The sequence below is a fragment of the Echinicola sediminis genome (genome assembly GCF_054777495.1).
In genome coordinates this window covers 121,818-144,760 of sequence record NZ_BAAHAP010000002.1, presented here as the reverse complement: position 1 = coordinate 144,760, position 22,943 = coordinate 121,818, and the positions used below count along the sequence as shown (strand labels likewise).

The window sequence follows — 22,943 nt, the reverse complement described above, 5'->3', positions numbered from 1 at the left end:
GGTGAAGCATGAATCAAGTCCATCGAAAAAGGTAGGGACATCATAAATAACTGCTTGCTGTGATCTATGGATACGGGAAAAATGCTGTTGACAATAAATGACAAGGCATCCGTATCTTGCAAAAGCTCCTCCAAGTCGATAGATTCCTGAGAAAGTAGGGGATAGTCATCGAGTTCGATGAGCAGCTTTTTGATCTGCTTATTATAAAGATCTTCAGGAGCTTTGACCCTTTCTTTCCACCAAGAAATAAGCGGGGCAAAAGAGAGCTCACTATTGATTTTAAAATCGGGTAGATGCTGCTTCCAAAGTGATTGAATATCCATAACTCTTTATTGATATCAATTATACTAATTTTTGTTAAAAATGGTTCCAAAAAACGTAGATATCTAAACAATATTTCAAGGACCTCTCCGATAGCCTTTTTTATGATTTTAATCAGTTCACAACCTGTCATCCGCCTCCTTTTTTATCCTCCCTAGCCCTGTAGCTTTGCATCACCAATACCGATAGGTAGGGGAACATGCACCTTGGACAAAGAAGTTTAAATTATGCAGATACATTCATTTCACATACCCGTCATGGGACTGGGTTTTACCATTGATACCCCTTTAAAAGTTGCGCGTTTTGGAATAGACAGCACGATTTCGATCATGGAGGATGATTTAATTGAATCCATGAGAAAGATCCATTGCCGAAAGTCAGGTGAGCCTTATCTGCCCATTACCAAAGCATCAGCTGATGCCAGGGCAATGCGCATCACAGCCTATTTGAATGTAGTGGACAAACTGGTAAACGACCAAGTCAAATCCTTGAAAAGTGAGGCTTTTGACAATGCTGGATCAGATCTTCATCTGTATTTCCAAATGCTGCCGGAAAAACATAGCTTGAACCAGCTGTATCAAAGGATGATGGGGCTGAAGGGGATACAAAGGCAAGCAGTACAAAAAAATTTAATTGAGGCAATTGTCCCGGGCAAGATTGATGTGAATATCATGACCAAGGTGGACAGATTAAGTTACGACAAAGAGGAAAATGCCTTGCCCAGGGAGTTTTCTGCGGCACTATCGGCCCTCAGGGGCTTTGCCAATAGTACCTTGCACTCCTCCGTGGTATTTTCAGCTGGTATGAATCCGGTACTTTTCAGCTATTTGGAGTCTTTTGAGGACTTCTTTCCTAATGAAAATGGATATATTAAAAAAGGCATCATTTTAAAAGTAAGTGATTATAGGTCGGCCTTAATCCAGGGAAAGTTTTTGGCAAAAAAAGGCCTTTGGGTAAGGGAATTCAGGATAGAATCGGGACTTAACTGTGGGGGACATGCCTTCGCTACAGATGGTTTATTGATGGGACCTATTCTCGAGGAGATCAAAAACAAGAGAAACAGTTTACAAAAAGAACTCTTTGACATTTGCCAATCGGCACTCAGGGACAAGGGGAAATTTTTGCTACACAAGGATATAAAAGTAAGGTTCACTGCCCAAGGTGGAATAGGTACGGCCCAAGAAAACAATTTTCTTTTGGACTATTATGAACTGGATGGAACCGGTTGGGGAAGTCCTTTTCTATTGGTTCCAGAAGCAACTTGTGTCGATGATGAAACCTTGGACCGGCTTATTCAAGCTAAAAAGTCTGATTTTTACCTCAGCCATGCATCACCTTTGGGAGTTCCCTTCAATAACCTAAGGACCAGTTCCGGAGAGGAACAACGAAAAATGCGCATAGAAAAAAACAGGCCGGGAAGCCCCTGTTACAAAAAAGTATTGTCCTCCAATACCGAATTCACAAAAACACCTATTTGTACGGCATCCAGACAGTACCAAAATTTAAAACTGAAACAATTAAAAGAGCAGCTCCCCGAGAAGGAGATCTTCGAAGAAAAGTCCAAAGAAATCACCGAGAAGGATTGTCTGTGTGAAGGCTTGGGAGCTCCGGCGATCATTTCCCATGGCGAAACACCTGCGCGGAACCTAAAGGCCGTCACCATTTGCCCTGGCCCCAACCTGGCCTATTTCAAGGGGATTTATAAATTGAAGGAAATGGTGGACCATATTTATGGAAAACACATGCTCCCATTAGAGCAAGACAGGCCCTACTTCTTCGTAAAAGAACTCAAGCTGTACCTGGACTATTTTAAAAAAGAGCTGAACAACTATAGGCAAGCACCTGCCCCTAAACTCAAAAATCAATTGAGCAGATTCAAGGATAACCTATTTCTGGGGATAGACTATTACAGCGAACTTTTGTCTACCAAAATAAAGGATGCTGAACTAACACTAAGTACCATTAAAGAAGAGCTGGAAGCAGCTGCCTTAAGTTTAGGGGAAGCCAGTATCGAAGGTGCTAAAGCCTAGAGGGTGATTGGATGAAAAAGGATAACTGAATTTATAACGTAGACTTTAATGTATTCATTAATTTGCTTAATAAAAACACCTTATACACTTAAATATCAGTAAGATACATGATTATTGTCATATGAATTGGATTCAAAAATAAGTAACTTCAAGAAAAAGAAGAAAAAATGAATCCTCCCTATTTTCATCTGCTTATTAACATCATTCCTGTCTTGGGAAGTTTTGTAGGGCTTCTTATGCTGGGCTATGGACTGTTTACCTCATCCCAGAAATATGATAGAATGGCTTTTTATATCTTTATCATAAGTGCCATAGGAACAGCCATCACTTACCTATCGGGATTTTATGCCTTGGACCACATTGCCGGTAGTCAAACTTTTTCCGGGGATGCATTGAGCACCCACCAATACATCGCACAGGGCGCCTTGGCTTCTATGCTTATTTTAGGCCTCCTTTCTTTATGGGCACTTTATAGTTTGGGGAAGGATCTTGTCGTATCCAATACCTTAAATTATGTAATTCTTGGAGTGGCTTTTGTTTCTTTTGCCATAACAGTCTCCACAGCCATACAGGGAATGAACATCAGACATGAAAAGCCAATATCCGAAAAGGCGTACAACTCAGAACAAGTAAATGCGCGATCTCTGCTAGCCTCAAAAATTGACTTTTTTAGGTCGGTGTCGGCTTATGGCCTGACACCGACTCTGTAGAATTTACCTTTATTTCCTGTTTCGAAGGCCTCATCCAATTCATGAAGCGGAAATTCTTTGCCCACCAAACCTTCAAAAGGGTATTGCTCCTTCTTAGCTTCCAAAAACGCTATTGCACTAGCCAGATCTTCAGGCTTATAATTGTGAAGGCCTTTGATGGTCAACAAATTCCTGACGATGTGCTCGGCATTCAACTGTACATCCCTTTGGGCAAAAACAGAACCTACCAGGACCACCGTTCCGCCAATCCCCAGCAATTTGACGCAGTTTTCTACGGCATCAGGCACCCCAGAAGTTTCAATGATGACATCAATGCCGCCCAGCTCCCTAATGCTGTCCCATGGCAGTGTTTGTTCGGAATGATAAAGGATTGACTGGTCTGCTCCAAACGCTTTGGCTTTAGCCAGTTTTTTTGGGTCAATGTCCATCGCCCAAACCCTTGTAGCTCCCTGCTCTTTGGACATGGCACAGGCAGATAATCCTAGCATCCCGACCCCATTGATCAGTACATTTTTTCCTTGGAGACTTCCGGCCAACCTTATGGCGCCCGCAATGGTAGCATGGGTACAGTTTAAGGGAGCTGCTTCCTGATTGCTAAGTCCGGAGGGAAGTTTAAAGATGCTGGTACCTTTCCTAAGATGACAATGACTGGCAAAACCACCGTTCAGTTGATAGTGCTCACCGATTTGCTCATGTCCATATTTATAAAGTGTTTCGCATTTTTGAGGATAGCCTTTTTGGGAGGTTCTGGAATGGGGATCATGAGCATATACTGACCAGGTGATTTTATCTCCCAACGACAGCGCATCGCCAAAATAATCCTCCACACCCTCCTTGGCAATACCGACTACTTCTCCTATGATCTCGTGGCCTAGAATACTGTGTCTGCATGCGTTCCTTCTTCCATAAAAGGTGTGCAGGTCGCTTGCACAGATGGTGGAATAAATATTTTTGACCAAAACCTCTCCTTCCTTCAGCTCGGGAAGGGCAATGCTTGAAGCTGTAAAAGGAACTTTTGCTTCATTGAAAACCATAGCGGTGGCTTCACTTTTCATGGGCTGTTTTATTTCAATTCGATAAAGTATATTACTAAGATGACGGCCTCAGTATTCCCCTTGTTGATCGGCACATGGGGGATATTGCCGTTAAAAAACAGGGAATCGCCCTCTGTCATCTCAAAAGTGTGCTCCCCCAGCTCATATTTTAACTCCCCCTTGATCAGGTAAATGTATTCAAATCCTTCCGTACTGACATGGCTTCTCTGTGCATCTTGACCGATAGTCAATATGGAAATTTCCATAGACGACCGCTCGATTTTGTGGCTCAGGATCAACTCATAGTCAAAGCCAATGGATTCCTCCTCTTTTTTTATCGACTTATATTCTTCTTTTTTCTTAAAGAGAAAACCCGGAAATTCTTTGTCACCCTTTAGGTCTGAAAAAAATTCATTAAGGTCCACATCCAAGGTACTGAGGGTTTGGATCAAAGTGGGCAGGGTGGGGAAGACGCGTCCGTTCTCGATCTTAGAAAGCATCGCAATGCTAATGCCCGTTTTGTCCGCCAACTCGCCAAGTTTTAAGTCATGCGACTTTCTGATTTCTTTTAATTTGGATCCTATCCAAGTAGTGAGGTATTCCGAATTGTCCATAGTGTCCTGTTGTGTCCAAAGTTTAGATAAACTATTTTCTTCAGATGAAAATTTATTAGTTAACCGCAAAGTGCATACATTTTTCCTCTTATGAAAATTAATTTCAATTAATGAAATATTAATAGATTCATAATATCGAATACAGTACTCCTGATGAGGCATTCCTTTAAATTTGACAAATAGTAAAAATTATTTTAAGCTAGTAATATAATTTAAAGGAATAGTATTGATGATAAAGTTGGGTAAGATATCCATAACCAAAGGCGACTTGTTGTTGATGGTTACAGCTTTTTGGGCTTATACGGGCATGTACGCGGTAAGAAAAGCTTTTTTAGCAGGACAATTTGAAGATGTCGGGGTGGCTTATTCTGACTTTCACTTTAAAACCTTGCTGATCATAAGCCAGGTGATCGGATATATGTTGTCGAAGTTTATTGGGATTAAGGTGGTTTCTGAAGTACCCAGCAACCGGCGTTTTACCCTTTTGGCGGGACTGGTTGGCTTTAGCTTGGCCATGTTGCTGGCATTTTATTGGCTGCCAGTGGGGTGGAAACCGGTAGCAATGTTTCTAAATGGACTTCCACTGGGCATGATCTTCGGTCTGGTCTTGGTTTATCTTGAAGGAAGAAAGAATTCGGAGCTCTTGGTGGCCGCCCTGAGCGCGACCTTTATTTTCTCCACGGGCCTCATTAAAACTACCGGCCTTTGGCTGATGAACAGTTACCAGCTCAATGAATTTTTAATGCCCTTCATCACCGGAGCGATCTACTTCCCCTTTTTTATGCTGGCCATCTATTTTCTCAGCAAATCCCAGGGACCATCGGAAGAGGACAAGCAACTCCGGACAGAAAGGGTTCCCATGAAGAAAAAGGAAAGAAGGGACTTTTTGAAAACCCATGGAAGCACCTTTGTGGGCTTGGTATTGATTTATGTAATACTGACGGTGGTAAGAGACTTCAGGGACAATTTCATCGTGGAGTTTTGGGCCGAGCTTGGGCTATCAGAAAATCCTGAGCTAATGACATTGACGGAATTGCCCATTGCCTTATTTGTATTGATCATTTCTGCCATGGGGATTTTGATCATGAACAACCAGAAAGCTTTTAACCTGGGCATGTATGCAACCATCATCAGTGCGGCTTTGATGATGCTTACCACGCTGCTTTTTACCAAGGGAAAGATCGATCCTGTTTTTTGGATGATCAGTTCAGGTTTTGGTGTTTACCTGCCTTACATTCTTTTCCACTGTCTTTTGTTTGAGCGATTCATTGCCGTGCTCAAATACAAAGGCACCGTAGGCTACCTCTTCTATATCGCCGACGCATTCGGTTATTTGGCAAGTGTAGGGATATTGATCTTCAAAGAAACAATGGATTTTAATTATTCCTGGATCAACTTTTTCACTCAGCTGAACCTATTTGGCGGAGCCTTGATCATCCTTATGGTCTTGCTGTCACTTATCATGATGAGGACTTCGGAATTTAAAATGAAAATCAAAAAGCTGTCGCGGAGAGTGGTAAAAGCTTGATAAAGAAAAGTCCCCACGAAAAATCCCTCTAATAATACAGCTTGCTTGAGGCGGACTTCGATAAAAGATTAAACCATGAAGGTGTTTTGCTCTTTTTTAAACACAACACCTTCATGGTTTAAAATTAATGTGTCCTATTTTTCAAATAGTTCGGCCGGCACTTTTCCAATCCATGATTCAGGAGTTTGTTCTATCCCAAACAATTTGGCCACTATTGCAGCCGTGTTGGTATTGGAGTTCGGCGAGGTTAATTTTTTCCCCTTTGCTATACCGGGGCCTTTTACCATCCAGGGAACCAGCATTTCATCGGGTGATGTACCGCCGTGACCATGACCGATACCACCGTGGTCGGTGAAAAGCAAAAAATGACTGTCTTCGTACAGACCTTCCTCTTTCAGTTTACTGACGAATTCGCCGATTTTCACATCCACCTCTTCAATAGATTGGATGTATTCCGCAGACATCCATTGATGACTATGGCCGGCATGATCGGTATGAACGGAGTACAGAAAAGTTAAGGTAGGAACATCTTTGTTTTCCTTAAGAAAATCCAGGGCCGCCTGGTAGTTACGTTCATATCCATCGTTCTCCTCGAATTGGACCTTGTCCAAGTGCTTTTGGTTGATCGGCTTGATCAAGCTTGCCCAATTATAGAAATAGGAGGTTTTGATCCCTGGTATATGATCCTTCACCAATTTGAAAATAGAAGGGAAATAGCCCTCTCCATCCATTTCCTGAGGTTCTAAGGGATGGTCTTCCTTTTCCCATCCGTTTCCAAATACACCGTGTTGCTCCGGACCGGCTGCGGTAAGGTGACTGGTCCAGTTGGGCAAAGTAACAGATGGCATGACGGTGCGGGTAGTTAAGGAAATGACTCCGTCTTCAAACAAAGCATCCATATTGGGGTGATCCGCTCCCTCAAAGCCCTCCACACTGAAACCATCCAAGCCCAATAATATAACCCTTTTAGCGGGTTCCTTCTTACCCGCACAGGCTCCAAACCAACATGCCATCACTAGCATAAATAAAAACAAATGGATTTGTCTCATGATTTTTTCAAAATTAACTAAGTTTATGAATCATTTTTTTCCTTTAAAGAAAAATTACGATCGTAAAGGTATATAATTTTACAAATACGAAAAAACTATTTCGTCATATTAAATATTTAATTGATGGTTAATGCGCAGGTATCAGCTTACTATTAAATGTTTTAATCACAATTTGAGAGCTGTACACATTACTAATTGCTTATTCAGTAAACATCTTTGACACTTAACAAATATTTCATTAAAAGAAAATATTACGTATCATTTCTTTTATTATCCAATAAATTTCGTTTAATTTCCTTACTGAATGTTCTCCTGTTTCCTCAGGACAACTCCCCCTGTAGAAATTAGTTCTACAAGGAATTACATAAAATTTCAAGACTTCACATAAGGAAGCATTTCATCTGAAAGCCATGTTTTAAATTAACTACAGTAAATGAAGCGAGTAGAACGATTACTAAAAAACCAAAGCCAGTTACTTTTTATTTCTTGGTGTGTCATCGCTTCATTTGGTGCATATTTTAGCATGTATGCTTTTAGAAAGCCCTTTATCACCGGACTGTATGAGGGGCTTCAGCTGTGGGGCATGGATTATAAGTCCGTATTGATCATTGTTCAGGTTTTGGGCTATATGCTTTCCAAATTCATTGGGATCAAAGTCATCTCAGAGCTTAGAGCAAGGCAAAGGATAAAATTGATCATAGGTCTGATCCTTTTTGCCGAATTGGCTTTGTTGGGTTTCGCACTGGTACCCCATCCCTATAATTTTGTCTTTTTATTTTTAAATGGGCTTCCATTAGGAATGGTATGGGGAATTGTTTTCAGTTTTCTGGAAGGTAGAAAGTTTACCGAAGTCCTTGTTTTTGGGCTTAGCATAAGTGTGATCATTGCTTCTGGTCTACTCAAAACCACCTATCTTATTGTGGCAGAAGGGCTGCCCTGGATATCGGAATTCTGGATGCCCTTTGCCATCGGACTGATCTTCTTACCCTTGTTTGTTTTATTTGTGTGGATGCTTTCAGCTATTCCCGCTCCCAGTGAAGAAGATATTCAATTGCGGACCAAAAGGGTCCCAATGGACAGGAAACGGAAAAGGCAAACCGTCCGGTTTTTTAGTATTGGCCTTTTGGGCATGGTGGCCATTTATACCCTGCTGCTCACCATGAGGGATTTCAGAGACAATTTTTCCGTGGAAATATGGAATGAAATTGACCCGGGATGGGATAAAAGTGTCCTTTCCTTAACCGAGCTGATTTCGGGAATCACCGTACTGAGTTTTATTGGTCTCCTTTCGCTTATCAAAAACAATGTCCTGGGATTTTGGGCTACAGCAAGTGTGGTGTTTTTGGGCTTAATAGGCAGCGGAGTCACGACTTATTTGTTCCAAAATGAAATGATAGGGCCTTTTTACTGGATGGTATTTTTGAGCATTTTCCTGTTTATGGCTTACACTCCCATCCAAACCGTTTTCTTTGACAGGATGCTTGCGGTCTTCCGCTTCAAGGCCAATGCCGGATTTTTCATCTATCTATGTGATGCCATTGGCTACCTTGGCAGTGTATCCCTATTATTTTATAAAGAGTTTTTTATCGAAAACCTAAACTGGTCTCAGGTATTGATTTATTTTAGTTATGCGGTATCGGTATTGGGGATCCTACTATTACTCATGGCCATGACCTTTTTTAAACAACTCTACTATAAAAGTGAAAAAGCAGTGGATGCACCCAATATAGAGACAAGTTACTTACTCAAGGTTGAGGCAGTATAGCCCTTATATTCTGGGGCTTCAGCACACGCTATAATGAAAATATCTTGGTTATCGACTGGAGAAACACTAAATTAGTCCTTATGGACTAAAAACATCCAGTCCAATAAATTCTTATTTATGAAAAAAATCATTCTTTTTCTCCTATTGTTATCAACAGGATTCACGGCCAAAAGTGAAATTTGGCTGCCCTCGATTTTGTCAGACAACATGGTGCTGCAGCAAAATTCAAAGGCCACTATTTGGGGATGGAGCACCCACACCACAGAAAAGATCCAGATAACGGGATCATGGAATAACGAACCTGTTGAGACAACCACTTATCAGGGCAAATGGACACTGGAACTGCCAACGCCAGCCCATGGGGGGCCTTATACCATTACGATCAAAGGCCATCAGGAAATCACCTTACAAAACATCCTCATTGGCGAAGTATGGCTTTGTTCCGGCCAGTCCAATATGCAATGGAGTGCGGAAAGAGGCTTTGACAATGCAGCCGAGGAAGTCAAGGCAGCCAATTATCCAACGATCAGGCTGTTCACCGTACCGGTACATCAGTCTTCCACTCCTCAGGACAATACCCCTGGAAAATGGCTAAGCTGCAGCCCTGAGACAATGAAGGATTTTAGTGCCGTCGGTTACTTTTTTGGCAGGGAGTTGACAGAACAACTCGAAGTGCCCATTGGCCTGATCAACAGCAGTTGGGGAGGTACACCGGTGGAAATCTGGACACCCCATTCACTGGTGAAAGATCCGGTCCTTCTTCAAGAGGCATCAGAAAAACTCGCGGATAACCATTGGTATGACAAGTCTCCCAGCTCTGCGTACAATGCCATGATCCATCCCATAGCCCCCTTTGAAATAGCCGGATGGCTGTGGTACCAAGGAGAATCCAACAGGCAAAATGCTGACTATTATTACGAAACTTTCCCGATGTTGATCGAATCCTGGAGGGAGGCCTGGGGAGGAGAGGAAAAGCCTTTTTACTATGTGCAGATAGCTCCTTTTGATTATGAAAACAATAATGCAGCGGATATTGAAGCAGCGGTGGTCAGGGATGCACAATTAAAGACCATGGAAAAGATGGCCAATACCGGAATGGTGGTCACCAATGATATCGGCAACCTTAAAAACATTCACCCGGGCAATAAACAGGAAGTGGGCAGGAGGCTGGCCCTATGGGCACTGGCCAAAACCTATGGAGCAATAGCAACAGATCCAAGCGGGCCGCTATACAAAGACATGGAAATCAACAAGAAAAAAATCACTTTAAGTTTTGACCATGCCGAGGGCGGGTTGTTGGCCGAGGGAAAAGAGCTCAAGGAGTTCTATATAGCGGGAGAAGACCAAAAGTTTTACCCGGCCAAAGCCAAGATCAAAGGGGAGAAGGTAGAGGTTTCTGCCAAGGAGGTGAAAAAACCGGTAGCGGTAAGGTTTGCCTTTTCTGACATTGCACTGCCCAATTTGTTCAATCGGTCAGGTTTACCTGCTTCAGCCTTTAGAACCGATGACTGGGAGCTAAAGTAGGTTCCCTTTAAAGTAGCTTTCGACAAAAAATCAATCACAACAATAAATCTAAATGATGAGCTCCCGTAAAAGCATTCTACTACTTCTTATCCTCTGTTCAATCCTGTTCCAATTTTCGTGGGCACAGAATGACCCACAGATCAAAGGCAAACTAGAGGCTGTATCTGAAGACAATATTTTTCTTTCTGAAGATTACTTCAATTGGGGAGGTTCCATCTTGAAAGGGGAGGACGGCCAGTATCACCTTTTTTATTCCAGATGGCCAAAGTCCAGTCAATTCACCGGTTGGCTGGTATACTCAGAGGTAGCACATGCCGTATCTTCCCATCCAAGTGGACCTTGGGAATACAAAGAAACCGTATTGAAAGGCCGTGGAAAGGGGCACTGGGATGCCATAACGGCCCACAACCCCAAAATAAAGCATTTTGAAGGGAAGTATTACTTGTACTATATCTCTACCAACTTGGGAGAAAATGACAGCTATACTGATATGGATCTGCAGGAAACCAGTACCACCGGATATAGCCATCCCAAGTGGAAAATCCTTAGGCCCAATCAAAGGACAGGTGTTGCCGTTGCCGAAAGTCTTGACGGCCCTTGGGAGCGCTTTGACAAGCCCTTGATAGAACCATCAGGGCCTATCAGTACACTAACGGTCAATCCCGCCATTGACCGAGGCAAAGATGGGAGGTATTACCTTATCGTGAAAGGGGATAAGCCCAATGACAAAAATTTCGTGCGCAACCAAGCCATGGCCATCAGTGATAGCCCCATAGGCCCATTCATCATACAGCCAAAACCTGTGATCGACTATATGGATACCGAAGACATGTCCTTATGGTATGACCAGACCAGAGAAAAGTATTACGGGATATTCCATGCCCATACTTTTATAGGCCTGGTAAGTTCCTCCGATGGGATTCACTGGGAAAAGGCCGAGGAATTTGAAATTATGCCCAAAGCCATTCTTGCCCGACAGTGGCAAGACATCAAGCCCGACAGGATGGAAAGGCCTTTTGTGTACCAAGAAAACGGGGAAGTAAAGGTATTGGGTTTGGCCTGTAAGAAGGGAAACGAATCCTTTATAGTCACCATTCCTGTAAATCAAAAGCCACTCTTCTAACCGTTAAATACCTTAAATGTAAACCGCATGAACTTAAGCAACATGTTCTTGGTCAGTCTGCTACTACTGACTGCCTGTGGAAAACCACATGAAACCAAGGAAATTCTGCCCGTGCCTTCCACATCTCCCAGCCCGGCCCAACAGGCCCAGATAGACAGAAAATACGGCATGTTTATTCATTTTGGAATCAATACTTTTCACGATATGGAGTGGACGGACGGTTCCAAGCCGACCTCCTCTTATCATCCCAGCCAAATAGATGCAGATCAGTGGATCAAAACAGCCAAGGATGCCGGGATGAAATACGTGATTTTGATCACCAAGCACCACGAGGGATTCTGCCTTTGGGACAGCCCGCTTACAGATTACGATGTGGCCAATTCCCCCAATAAAACCAATGTGGTTGAAGCGGTAGCCAAAGCCTGCGAAAAATATGATATAGGCCTGGGGCTTTATTATTCCCTTTGGGACAGGAAGGAAAACGGTGAGGTGAAAAAAACGGAGCTGGACAGTACTTATAACAGTTATATGCTTGCCCAAATTGACGAGCTCATTGACATTACAGAAAAACACACGGAGCTAGTAGAGTTTTGGTTTGATGGTGGCTGGGTAAAGCAAAACCACAGGTGGCCGATCAAGGAATTGTACCAAACCATAAAATCCAGAGAACCTAATTGCCAGATCGGTGTAAACTGGTCAATTGGCTTGCCGGACAATCCTGATCATCACCCCGTCAAACCAGAAGAGCAGCAGTCTGGCTATCCCATCAGGTATTTCCCCAGTGACTTTAGGCTGGGCGATCCCTATCTGCCTGCTGAAGATGATCCGAAGGTCTTCACCCACGATGGAAAAGAATATTATATGCCCTGGGAATCTACCGTATGCATGAGCCAGCGCTGGTTTTATAACAGCCAGGACACCGTCTGGAAATCCTTGGATGAACTTGAAGAACTGTACAAAAAGGCCACTTCAAACGATAATATCCTGATTTTAAATTGCCCCCCCAACAGACAGGGAAAAATCAGGGAAAGGGATATTGAAGTACTCAATGCATTGAAGAAACGATTATCAATTTAAGTTAATTGACACCAACCATGTTTAACAAATTACCCGCTTATATTTTAAGCATCCTACTTTTGATCAGTGGTACCACGGCTTTCTGCAGCCCCCTGAAAAAGCCCAAACAACGGCCCAATATCGTCTTCTTCTTTGTAGATGATATGGGCTGGCAAGACACTTCGGTACCTTTCCATAAAGAAGTGACGACACTCAACAAAAGGTACCGTACCCCTAATATGGAAAGGTTGGCCCGTGAAGGAATGAAATTCACCCAAGCCTATACCAGCGCGGTTTGTTCTCCTTCCAGGGTAAGTTTGATGACCGGAATCACTGCCGCCAGGCATAGGGTTACCAACTGGACCTTGAGAAAAGGTGAATCTCCAGACAGTGAGCATAAGGTAGTGACAGCACCTGATTGGAATTTAAACGGCCTTAGTCCGGATCCTGAGATCCCACTTACCATAAGTGCCCAAACCCTCCCGGAACTGTTGAGAGACAGTGGCTATAGGACCATTCATGTCGGCAAAGCCCACTTTGGGGCCAAAGAGACCCCAGGAGAAGATCCCTTAAACCTGGGCTTCGATGTCAATATAGGTGGGCATGCGGCAGGTGGCCCGGGGAGCTTTTTAGGCATACATGATTTCAGTGCCAACTGGCGGGATGCCGGCAACCATATATGGGATGTGCCCGGACTTGAAGAATACCATGGCAAGGACATTTATTTGACAGAAGCGCTTACTAGGGAAGCTTTAAAGCATGTTTCCTCTGCAGTCGAGGACGATAAGCCATTCTATTTGTACCTATCCCATTACGCTATTCATGCCCCTTGGGAAAAGGATGATCGTTATTACCAGTACTATATTGACCAAGGGTTAAATGAACGGGAAGCCACCTATGCCTCCATGATAGAGGGCATGGACAAGTCCTTAGGGGACGTAATGGATCATCTTGAAAAATTGGGCGTAGATGACAATACAATTATCGTTTTTATGTCCGACAACGGAGCTCATCAGCAGGTCCCACAAAACTTGCCTTTGAGAGGGTATAAGTTAAGCCCCTATGAAGGAGGGATCAGGGTGCCGCTATTGGCCAAGTGGCCAGATGTGGCCATGCCCGCAACTACAATGGATGATTATGTTATCATCGAAGATATCTTTCCTACTTTTTTGGAAATGGCAGGACTTAACAGCTTGGCCAAAAGAAGTAAAGATGGCCAAAGCTTTGTACACTTGCTGAAAGGAAAATCCTCCAAAAGTCAGGACAGGCCCTTGCTTTGGCACTTCCCCAATACCTACTATCATCCACCTTACAGTGCGGTCAGAAAGGGGGACTGGAAACTGATCTACCATCATGTGGATCAGAAGTTGGAATTGTTCCATTTGACCGATGATATCGGTGAATCTTCCGACCTGAGCACTACCAATAAGAACAAGACCAAGGAAATGGCGAAATTGATGACAACCCTATTGAAAGAGACCAAAGCCCAAATGCCGACCCTAAATTCTACCGGACAATTGGTTCCTTACCCTGATCAGGTAGATTAGCAAAATACAGCCTATAGAGTCCCGTATTTAACGGCAAGTGATCAATCCTCCATAAGCGCTCAGAAGAAATTCTGAGCGCTTTTATTTGGCCTGTCCTTACCGCTAAAATTTCTTCCTATACACTGAAAACCAATCAAATAAGTTCTTATTTTTATATATCATTTAGCCACCAACCGACAGGAATCGTGCAACATATCAAAACGTTCTATCATGAATAATCTAAAGGGCTTGTTGTTATCCATTACCATACTTTTGACTGTGTGCCTCTCATCACTGGAGGTCAGAGCACAGGAAGAAAAGCATGATGTTGTAGAGATGTTGGATGGGAAAAAAATGAAGGGAAAGGTCACCGGCATTGGTTCCAGCAATATTAAATTTAAATATGCTGGAGAGGATTTGGAATATGAGGTAAATAAGGAGCTTATTAACCAGATTCATTTTGCGAGCGGAAGGGTGGAAGTATTTAATGCACCAACAGCACCAAGTGCATCCTCTGTTCCCCCAGTTTTAAGTTCAGAGGAAAGGCAAAATAAACTGGCTGTTCTTCCTTTTGAAATCATTACCAATGATCAAGGAATGATGGTGGATGCCCTGAAGATAGAAGCCCAAAAAAGATGCGCTGATTCCTTTAGAAAAAACACGGCCACCATTACGGTACAGGATCCTTTGATCACCAATTCCATCCTTCAACAAAACGGTATCGATTATAGACAGTTGGCAGTCGCATCCGATCCTCAGGAGATCGCCCTGCTATTAGGAGTGGAATTTGTCGTTTATGGAACTTCGGATATAGAATACAAAGGAACCAATACCTTTGGCAGTGAATCCAGTACCTACCAGGAAAAGGAGAAGGATAAAAACAAGGATCAAAAGGAAAAGAAGGGCAGCATTTTTAGTTCCGGAAGTTCCTCCACACAAACCGATTATGACACGAGAGTGGGACTGAAAATTTTCAGCGATAAAGGCGAGGCTATATTTTCAGACTCCCGAAGGGCCTTTGGAGATGGGACCAACTCCTATACCAATTCCCTTAACTATATGATCAAAAGAACCCCTTGGGGAAGTAAATTTAAATAGTGAACCTCCAATACGTTTTGTTTCAGTAAGTATCATCTAAGCTAAATCGATTTAAAATCAATCCAATTTACATTTTCTTTCTTTTATTTAAATTTTATTATTATATAATTATGCTTTTATTAAAAATTAATTAAATTGAAAGTTGTAAAAAAAGAAAATCACCAAACTATCAGCCTAATTTTACCCTATGAATTTTCATGAATTAGATGATAAAAAACTTTGGAAACTTCTGGCTAGCGGAAACAGCAAGGCATTTGAGTTCATCTATAGGTCCCATGCCAAAAAGCTTTATTCCTATGGTCATCGTTTCACGAAGGACAGTGACCTTATTGATGATGTGATTCAGGATGTATTTATTCGTATTTGGGAATCCAAAAGCCGGATCAGCATTTCAAAATCCATTAGCTTTTATCTATTTACCACTTTTAGACATTTAATCATCAAAAAAATCAATGAAAATCATCCCACCGAATCCCTGGAGGACCATAAATCCCAATTGAATTTCCAGCATTACATGGAAACTTTTTTAGAAGAAAGCAGAATAGCCAAACATCCCAACAGCAGAACATTCACTGAACTGGAGAAGCTTCCTTCACGACAAAAAGAAGCCATTTATCTTCGGTTTGTGGAAGAACTTCCCTATGAAAACATCTCCGAAATCATGGGGGGGCAGATCCCCTATATTTATAACCTAATTTTTAAGGGACTAAAAACCTTGAAAGAAAAGATGGTTTCTACCCGGTTTATAAAAATATTGATTGTTTTTATTTTTAATTTTTCCTAACAAAACAACCCGTTAATTACCTATTCGGTACAAAAACCACTTTATTTTACATTTTTTATAAATTTCATTTTTTTTTAAGCCTGATGGTGAGATTTGACATTTTTTTGGACTCTTATATAATGAAAGACCAAACAAATGAAAGCTTTTAACAGCATAGAGGATTTTCTTGACCATAAGCCATTCAAAGAATGGGTGTATGCCGGAGCATCTAAAGCAGATGTTTTTTACACCCAGTTTGCTGAAAAGTTTCCAGAAAAGTTATTTCTTCTAGAGAAGTCCCAAGAGATATTGGAAGAACTAGAAGCACCCAACAAAGATTGGAACCAGAAAAAGGAGGATCTTCTGTTTAAAAATATCCAAGGGGAAATTAATGCCAAACGGCCTGTAATCAGAACAACAAAAATGATCTCATGGCCAACAAGGATAGTAGCTGTTCTCACCCTCTGTTTAGGGGGACTGCTAACCTACAACAGTGGAATCATCGACCTGTTCCCCAGCGAAGAAGTGGCCGTGGTTGAAGAGAGCTGGACCATCAGAAATACACCCAAAGGCCAGAAAAGCAAGCTCTTTTTGCCTGATGGCACTACCATACTACTCAATGCCGACAGTCAAATCAAGTATGATCAGGATTTTGGAAGAACGAACAGAAACATCCACTTAAGGGGAGAAGCTTATTTTGAAGTAAGCAAAAATGCCGAATTACCATTTAGGGTAAATAGTGGAGAGCTTGTGACAGAGGCTTTAGGTACCGCTTTTAATGTCCAGGCTTATCGTGAGGACAAGATCAAAGTGGAACTGACCGAAGGCAAGGTAAAGGTTTACCGAGAAAGTGCGGACACTGAAAATGTACTTCTCGTTCCCGGAGAAAAAGTGACATACAATAAAACCAATGGTTTGATAAAGGGGGATTTTGATTTAAACAAGGCCATTCTTTGGACACAAGGGGTATTGTTATTTGAGGAGATGCCTATTTCTGAAATGGTAGAGGAGCTGGAAAGATGGTTTGGTGTAAGTATTACCATTACCAGGGCACCCAAGCAGGATTATAAATTTAGCGGGAAGTACCGCAAAGCTACCTTAAAAGATATCCTGGAAAGTATGGAGCATGCCCTGGAATTTGACTATAAGATTGACCATAAAAATGTTTCAATAAGTTTTAACTAAAAACGAATTGCCTATGAAAAAGAAAAGCCAATGCGGTTAACATTGGCCCTTGTTGGCAAACAGAAAGTTTCTCAGGCTATAACTGTTTGCTGACGTTTTAATGCAAGACTAATCACATAAAAACTATTCAAATTTATGAAAAAAACATTACATGCATTACGTATGGTGGGAAAATTCTATCTATACGGGTTTGTAGTCCAGCTGTTTTTCCTGAATTTCATTTACGCATCACCCTCCAAAGCTCAGGAATCATTGGACATTTCAAAAGTCAGGCTGAACCTACAGCTCCAAAACGAGACTTTGAAACATACCTTTAACATCATCAGTGAAAAAACTGATTTTGAATTCAGTTATAAAAAGGGGCTTTTTGATAATTCACAGCCGGTAAACCTCAGTATTTCCGATGGTTCACTGGAAGCGGTGTTGGTCAATTTAGCCCAAAATCACCAGCTTTCCTTCAAACAGGTCAATGGCAATATCAGTGTGTCCAAGAGGAAAGTGGAAGACCAGGCCGTATTAAAAGAAATTACCGTGAAGGGAAAGGTGACCGATGAAAACAATCAGGCTATCCCCGGTGTCACCGTAATGGCCAAAAGCAGTGGTAAAGGTACGGCAACCGACCTGGATGGAAATTACAGCTTGGTGGTCTCCGAATCAGACGTCCTTGTCTTCTCATTTATCGGGTACATTTCCAAAGAAGTAAACGTGGACGGCAATGAAAGCATTGACGTAAATCTAAGGGAAGATGTGCAAAGCTTAGAAGAAGTAGTGGTAGTTGGTTTTGGGGAACAAAAGAAGGCAAATTTAACGGGTGCTGTGACCACTGTCGATTCCAAAGTACTGGAATCTAGGCCTGTGCAAAGTGTGGGACAAATGCTCCAAGGAGTGATCCCGGGTTTGAATTTTCAAACTTCAGGACTAGGTGGTGAATTGAACCAAAATCTTAGCTTCAATATTCGTGGAAATGGTACCATTGGTGCGGGATCAAATTCAGCTCCTTTAGTATTGATCGATGGTATGGATGGTAATCTAAATGCCTTAAACCCTCAGGACATAGAGAATATTACGGTTTTGAAAGATGCAGCTGCGGCTTCTGTGTATGGGTCAAGAGCAGCTTTTGGTGTGATTTTGATCACTACAAAGAGCGGTAAAAAGGGCAAAGTTAAAGTAAATTATAACAATAACTTTAGATTGTCCAAGCCAAGGGGATTACCTGAAATGATGGATTCCTTTACTTTTGCCAATTACTATAATGAAGCGGCTATAAACGCAGGCCGAACCCCTGTTTTCAGTGACGAGGTGATCGGAAGGATTGTGCAATACCAAAATGGTGAGATAGATTATGCTACTGTGCCAAACTCCAACGGTAACCGTTGGCAATATTATAGTGGTTCTCACGGTAACACCGATTGGTTTAAAGAACAGTACAAATCCTATTCGTTTTCACAAGATCATAATTTAAGCGTCAATGGGGGGAATGATAATGCTACTTATTTCCTGTCTGCTAATTATTTGGATCAAGGCGGATTATCCCAATATGGAGGAGATCATTTTAACAGGTATTCATTGGCCGCTAAGTTTAATATTAAGATCAACGAAAAATTGAGCTTTAATTATAACTCAAGGTTTGTGAGAGAATATTTTACCAAAGCCACACATTTGAATAACCTTTTTTACCACAACGTCGCAAGAAGGTGGCCTACTGTACCATTAAAAGATCCCAATGGTTATTTCTCTCAGCCGAGTGAAATCAACCAAATGATTCAAGGAGGTACACAGGACAACTTCAAGGATTTTTATTACCTCCAAGGTCAGGTAAAATATACTCCCATTAAAAACTGGAATATCTATGCAAGTGGTAATTATAGAATAATCAATCAGAATAATGCCGGGAATTATTTGCCTGCTTATGCATATGATGTAGAAGGAGAACCTTATGCCATTCCTGTTTTCTGGTCTTCGGCAGGCCATACAGCAGTTTCTGAATACAACCGAAAAGACAATTACTTTAATTCTAATATTTACTCAGACTATGCCTTTGATTTGGATGGAGGCCACCAGTTTAAGGTAATGGCTGGCTTTAACTCTGAACTCAATAAGTATAGAACGGTACAGGCCGCTAGAACGGGTTTGATCACACCAAGTGTGATTTCTATCAACACCGCAACGGATAATTTCACCAATTCTGGTGAATATAACCATTGGGCGACGGCAGGATTCTTTGGAAGGGTAAATTATAATTACAAAGAAAAATATCTTTTAGAGTTCAACTCCCGATATGATGGATCTTCCAGGTTTATCCGAGATAAGCGATGGAATTTATTCAACTCAGCTTCTTTAGGATGGAATATAGCGAGAGAAGAATTTTGGAATATCGACCAAGTGCAAATGTTAAAATTAAGAGGCTCTTATGGGGAACTTGGTAACCAAAACACTTCAAGCTGGTATCCATTCTATCTGACCCAGCCTTTCTCTGTAAACAATGGCAGTTGGTTGATCAATGGGGCTAGGCCAAATACAGCATCCGCTCCGGGTATCATCAGCCAATCCATGACCTGGGAAAGAGTAAAAAGTTATAATGTAGGGGTGGATATAGGTGTGTTGGACAACCGATTATTGGTGAATTTGGATTACTATAACAGGTATACATTGGACATGGTAGGTCCTGCTGAGGAACTGCCCGTAATTTTGGGAACATCAGTACCCAGAGTAAACAACGCCGATTTGAAATCTTATGGATTTGAATTAGAGGTCAATTGGAGAGATAAAATCGGAGACCTGTCTTATAATGTAAGAGGCGTACTTTCCGATGATCAGCAAAAGGTCACTAAATATCCAAATGATACCAAAAATCTATCTCAGTGGTTTAGTGGGAGAAAAAGTGGACAAATCTGGGGATACACCACAGTAGGCATTGCAAAAACGGATGCTGAAATAGAAGCTTATTTGGAAAATGTAAGTCAAAATCAAATGGGCAACAACTGGCAAGCAGGGGATATCATGTATGCTGACATCAATGGAGATGGGACGATCAACAGTGGCAATAATACCTTAGATGATCCAGGAGATAGAAAAGTTATTGGTAATAGCACACCACGATTCAGGTATGGACTTGATCTTTCTGGTCAATATAAGAATTTTGATTTCAGAATTTTCTTCCAGGGAATTGGTAAGAGGGATTGGATGCCTAACGGTCCCTATTTCTGGGGTGCCGGAGGACAAAACTTATGGCAGTCAGCCGGATTTATGGAACATATGGATTTCTTCCGTGATGAAAACTCTCCAATGGTCCAGGCTGGAGCTGCTGAAATTAACCTGGAATCCTACTTTCCCAGATTGGCTTTTGATCGATCGCAAAACAACCAAACTCAGACAAGATACCTTCAAAATGCAGCTTATTTACGTCTGAAAAACCTTCAAATCGGTTATTCATTACCCCAATCGGTTTTGTCCAAGGTGGGAATTGGAAACGCTAGATTTTATGTTTCTGGGGAAAACTTATTGACGTTCACCAAAATGTCCAAAATATTCGATCCTGAGACAGTTGGCTTGAGCGGATGGAATGATGGTAAGACGTATCCCTTTGCAACTGTGTACTCTTGTGGCCTGAATATCAACTTCTAAAGCAATTTCAATATGATTAAGAATAAATTTCTATTAAGACTATTCCTGATTGTTGTTGGATCAGCACTTTTGGGAGCTTGTAATGATTTTCTAGACCGTGAGCCATTGTCTGTTGTAACACCAGATGCCTTTTTAAACGGTGAAGCTGATCTAGCGGCCTATACTATCAACGCTTATAGCTTTCCTACACATTCAGGATGGAGCGTAGGTACTTTTGGATTTGATAACCATACCGATAATCAGGCCGCTACCGATGCCAGTAACATTTGGATGCCCGGAGAAAAAAGAGTACCGCAATCAGGTGGTGGCTGGAATTTTGGAGCTATCCGAAATATTAATTATTTCCTTGAAAACGTCGTTCCAAAGTGGAAAGCAGGAGACATATCCGGAAACAGTACCAATGTGAATCACTACGTAGGGGAGGGCTATTTCCTTAGGGCGTACCAATATTTTCAGAAAGTGAAAACATTTGGTGATTTCCCAATCCTTAAAACTTCCTTACCGGATGACAAGGAAATGTTAATAGAAGCCTCCAAAAGAGAACCTAGGAACGAAGTGGCCAGATTTATCCTTTCAGACCTGGACTCTGCAATTATGCTTTTATCTGAAACCCCTCCTGGTGGAACCAATAGGCTCTCCCGAAAGGCAGCTTTGTTATTCAAATCCAGGGTGGCTTTGCATGAAGGTTCTTGGTTGAATTATCATAAAGGTACCGCCCAAGTACCCGCTGGTCCGGGATGGCCAGGTGAGGGATATGCCTTAAATATCGATGAAGAAATCAATTTCTTTTTAACTGAAGCCATGGAAGCATCTGAAGAAGTGGCCGATCAGGTGGAGTTGACTCTAAACATGAAAGATGATGGCTATGATTCTTCAAGTAATCCCTATTTCGCCATGTTTGGCTCACAGGATCTATTTGGATACGCAGAGGTCCTATTTTGGAGAGCATATGATCCCACATTAGGATTAAACCATAATGTAAATGCCTATGTAAACCAAAACGGCGGTAACACAGGTTTCACCAGAGGATTTGTGGATAATTTTTTAATGGATAATGGACTACCTATTTATGCTATAGGTTCCGGATACCAAGGAGATGACTACATATCCGATGTGAAAGAAAATAGAGATAACCGTCTTCAGTTGTTCATGAAAGCACCAGGGGAGTTAAGGATCAATGATGCCACTAGTTCTGACGGTAGCCCTCTGCTAATTGGAGAACCAAATATTCTTGATATAAGAGAATCAAGGTATGTGACTGGCTATGGCCTAAAAAAGGGAATGAGTTACCGAAATGATCAAGCAACAGGTAATGTGGGTGAAACAGGTTCTATTGTTTTCAGAGCAGTAGAGGCTTATCTCAACTATATTGAAGCATCCTATATGAGAGATGGGGCAATCAATGGTAAGGCCGACAGTTATTGGAGGGCTATTAGAAATCGAGCAGGGGTGAACCCTGATTATATGGTGACTGTTGCTGCTACCGATATGTCTATAGAAGCTAAGAATGACCTAGGAGCCTATTCCTCAGGCATTATGCTCTCTGATCCAATACTTTACAATATAAGAAGGGAAAGGAGATCAGAATTGATAGCGGAAGGAATGAGAATGTTTGATTTGAAGCGTTGGAGAGCATTGGACCAATTAAAAACCGATCCCTACATTGTCGAAGGATTTAAGCTTTTTGGTCCAATGGAAGGATGGTATGAAAGTGAAGACGGTACAAGTACCTTGGTTCCCGCCGGTACATCTGGTACACCAAATGTTTCTAATCCCAATGAGAGTGAATACTTAAGGCCGTACAGGATCATCCTATCCTCCTCAAATTTTGTTCAGGATGGATACAAATGGGCATCTGCGCATTATTTGGAGCCTATCGCTATCCAGCACTTTATCATTACAACTCCTGATGGTTCGGGATCGCCTGAAAATTCAGTGATCTATCAAAATCCCGGTTGGCCTTTACAGGCCAACAGTGGGGCTGTTGAATAGT

The 22,943-nt window shown here is 41.9% G+C and carries 17 protein-coding genes; 13 read left to right on the top strand and 4 right to left on the bottom strand.

Translation table 11 applies throughout. From position 1 onward, the window contains the following. On the bottom strand, nt 1-323 hold a 323-nt coding region (locus tag ACYVAA_RS01320), incomplete at its 3' end, for a hypothetical protein (RefSeq protein WP_460538203.1). Nucleotides 324-548: 225 nt separating this feature from the next. Here ACYVAA_RS01320 and ACYVAA_RS01315 point away from each other — a divergent pair. Together ACYVAA_RS01315 and ACYVAA_RS01310 are read left to right on the top strand one after the other, a co-directional pair. After that, nucleotides 549-2,351 (top strand): hypothetical protein, encoded by a 1,803-nt coding sequence (locus ACYVAA_RS01315; RefSeq protein ID WP_460538202.1) that lies wholly within the window; start codon nt 549-551, stop codon nt 2,349-2,351. Between the two features lie 167 nt (nt 2,352-2,518). After that, nucleotides 2,519-3,061, top strand: a complete 543-nt coding sequence (locus ACYVAA_RS01310) for a hypothetical protein (protein ID WP_460538201.1) — start codon at nt 2,519-2,521, stop codon at nt 3,059-3,061. On the opposite strand, the gene ACYVAA_RS01305 is transcribed toward ACYVAA_RS01310, so the two are convergent. Both ACYVAA_RS01305 and ACYVAA_RS01300 read right to left on the bottom strand, forming a co-directional pair. After that, nucleotides 3,037-4,116 carry a zinc-binding dehydrogenase gene (locus ACYVAA_RS01305; protein ID WP_460538200.1) on the bottom strand — a complete coding sequence of 360 codons (1,080 nt, stop codon included), beginning with the start codon at nt 4,114-4,116 and terminating at the stop codon, nt 3,037-3,039. The two genes, ACYVAA_RS01310 and ACYVAA_RS01305, sit on opposite strands and share 25 nt — an antisense overlap. An 8-nt stretch (nt 4,117-4,124) precedes the next feature. Then, on the bottom strand, nt 4,125-4,709 hold the full coding sequence (locus tag ACYVAA_RS01300) for a helix-turn-helix domain-containing protein (RefSeq protein ID WP_460538199.1): 585 nt from the start codon (nt 4,707-4,709) through the stop codon (nt 4,125-4,127). Between the two features lie 229 nt (nt 4,710-4,938). Between ACYVAA_RS01300 and ACYVAA_RS01295 the strand changes: the two genes are divergently transcribed. Further along, the gene (locus ACYVAA_RS01295; RefSeq protein WP_460538198.1) at nt 4,939-6,237 is read left to right on the top strand and encodes a DUF5690 family protein; all 1,299 of its coding nucleotides are present in this window, start codon (nt 4,939-4,941) and stop codon (nt 6,235-6,237) included. Nucleotides 6,238-6,371: 134 nt separating this feature from the next. Here the strand turns inward: ACYVAA_RS01295 and ACYVAA_RS01290 are convergent, their stop codons facing one another. Beyond that, on the bottom strand, nt 6,372-7,286 hold the full coding sequence (locus tag ACYVAA_RS01290) for an alkaline phosphatase family protein (RefSeq protein ID WP_460538197.1): 915 nt from the start codon (nt 7,284-7,286) through the stop codon (nt 6,372-6,374). A 433-nt stretch (nt 7,287-7,719) separates the two neighbouring features. Between ACYVAA_RS01290 and ACYVAA_RS01285 the strand changes: the two genes are divergently transcribed. From ACYVAA_RS01285 to ACYVAA_RS01240, 10 genes are all read left to right on the top strand, one after another. After that, complete coding sequence (locus ACYVAA_RS01285; RefSeq protein WP_460538196.1) at nt 7,720-9,051, top strand: DUF5690 family protein; 1,332 nt, start codon at nt 7,720-7,722, stop codon at nt 9,049-9,051. A gap of 117 nt (nt 9,052-9,168) precedes the next feature. Continuing rightward, a complete protein-coding gene (locus tag ACYVAA_RS01280; protein WP_460538194.1) occupies nt 9,169-10,575 on the top strand; it encodes a sialate O-acetylesterase in 1,407 nt (468 codons plus the stop codon). Between the two features lie 52 nt (nt 10,576-10,627). Next, nucleotides 10,628-11,698, top strand: coding sequence for a glycoside hydrolase family protein (locus ACYVAA_RS01275; RefSeq protein ID WP_460538193.1), 1,071 nt, complete (start codon nt 10,628-10,630; stop codon nt 11,696-11,698). A 27-nt stretch (nt 11,699-11,725) separates the two neighbouring features. After that, nucleotides 11,726-12,775 (top strand): alpha-L-fucosidase, encoded by a 1,050-nt coding sequence (locus ACYVAA_RS01270; RefSeq protein WP_460538192.1) that lies wholly within the window; start codon nt 11,726-11,728, stop codon nt 12,773-12,775. A gap of 17 nt (nt 12,776-12,792) precedes the next feature. Further along, nucleotides 12,793-14,301, top strand: coding sequence for a sulfatase (locus ACYVAA_RS01265; protein WP_460538191.1), 1,509 nt, complete (start codon nt 12,793-12,795; stop codon nt 14,299-14,301). Nucleotides 14,302-14,511: 210 nt separating this feature from the next. Further along, nucleotides 14,512-15,378 carry a hypothetical protein gene (locus ACYVAA_RS01260; RefSeq protein ID WP_460538190.1) on the top strand — a complete coding sequence of 289 codons (867 nt, stop codon included), beginning with the start codon at nt 14,512-14,514 and terminating at the stop codon, nt 15,376-15,378. Between the two features lie 187 nt (nt 15,379-15,565). Further along, entirely contained in the window at nt 15,566-16,162 is a 597-nt protein-coding gene (locus ACYVAA_RS01255) for an RNA polymerase sigma factor (protein ID WP_460538189.1), read from the top strand. 135 nt (nt 16,163-16,297) lie between these two features. Next, nucleotides 16,298-17,326, top strand: a complete 1,029-nt coding sequence (locus tag ACYVAA_RS01250; RefSeq protein WP_460538188.1) for a FecR family protein — start codon at nt 16,298-16,300, stop codon at nt 17,324-17,326. Between the two features lie 135 nt (nt 17,327-17,461). Then, nucleotides 17,462-20,950, top strand: a complete 3,489-nt coding sequence (locus ACYVAA_RS01245) for a SusC/RagA family TonB-linked outer membrane protein (RefSeq protein ID WP_460538187.1) — start codon at nt 17,462-17,464, stop codon at nt 20,948-20,950. A gap of 12 nt (nt 20,951-20,962) precedes the next feature. Next, nucleotides 20,963-22,942 carry a RagB/SusD family nutrient uptake outer membrane protein gene (locus ACYVAA_RS01240; protein ID WP_460538186.1) on the top strand — a complete coding sequence of 660 codons (1,980 nt, stop codon included), beginning with the start codon at nt 20,963-20,965 and terminating at the stop codon, nt 22,940-22,942. Nucleotide 22,943 lies beyond the last annotated feature (1 nt).

Excerpts from the sequence above, each read along its gene's own strand:
- ACYVAA_RS01315 (WP_460538202.1), top strand. The coding sequence starts at position 549 with ATGCAGATACATTCATTTCACATACCCGTCATGGGACTGGGTTTTACC.
- ACYVAA_RS01310 (WP_460538201.1), top strand. The coding sequence starts at position 2,519 with ATGAATCCTCCCTATTTTCATCTGCTTATTAACATCATTCCTGTCTTG.
- ACYVAA_RS01305 (WP_460538200.1), bottom strand. The coding sequence starts at position 4,116 with ATGAAAAGTGAAGCCACCGCTATGGTTTTCAATGAAGCAAAAGTTCCT.
- ACYVAA_RS01300 (WP_460538199.1), bottom strand. The coding sequence starts at position 4,709 with ATGGACAATTCGGAATACCTCACTACTTGGATAGGATCCAAATTAAAA.
- ACYVAA_RS01295 (WP_460538198.1), top strand. The coding sequence starts at position 4,939 with ATGATAAAGTTGGGTAAGATATCCATAACCAAAGGCGACTTGTTGTTG.
- ACYVAA_RS01290 (WP_460538197.1), bottom strand. The coding sequence starts at position 7,286 with ATGAGACAAATCCATTTGTTTTTATTTATGCTAGTGATGGCATGTTGG.
- ACYVAA_RS01285 (WP_460538196.1), top strand. The coding sequence starts at position 7,720 with ATGAAGCGAGTAGAACGATTACTAAAAAACCAAAGCCAGTTACTTTTT.
- ACYVAA_RS01280 (WP_460538194.1), top strand. The coding sequence starts at position 9,169 with ATGAAAAAAATCATTCTTTTTCTCCTATTGTTATCAACAGGATTCACG.
- ACYVAA_RS01275 (WP_460538193.1), top strand. The coding sequence starts at position 10,628 with ATGATGAGCTCCCGTAAAAGCATTCTACTACTTCTTATCCTCTGTTCA.
- ACYVAA_RS01270 (WP_460538192.1), top strand. The coding sequence starts at position 11,726 with ATGAACTTAAGCAACATGTTCTTGGTCAGTCTGCTACTACTGACTGCC.
- ACYVAA_RS01265 (WP_460538191.1), top strand. The coding sequence starts at position 12,793 with ATGTTTAACAAATTACCCGCTTATATTTTAAGCATCCTACTTTTGATC.
- ACYVAA_RS01260 (WP_460538190.1), top strand. The coding sequence starts at position 14,512 with ATGAATAATCTAAAGGGCTTGTTGTTATCCATTACCATACTTTTGACT.
- ACYVAA_RS01255 (WP_460538189.1), top strand. The coding sequence starts at position 15,566 with ATGAATTTTCATGAATTAGATGATAAAAAACTTTGGAAACTTCTGGCT.
- ACYVAA_RS01250 (WP_460538188.1), top strand. The coding sequence starts at position 16,298 with ATGAAAGCTTTTAACAGCATAGAGGATTTTCTTGACCATAAGCCATTC.
- ACYVAA_RS01245 (WP_460538187.1), top strand. The coding sequence starts at position 17,462 with ATGAAAAAAACATTACATGCATTACGTATGGTGGGAAAATTCTATCTA.
- ACYVAA_RS01240 (WP_460538186.1), top strand. The coding sequence starts at position 20,963 with ATGATTAAGAATAAATTTCTATTAAGACTATTCCTGATTGTTGTTGGA.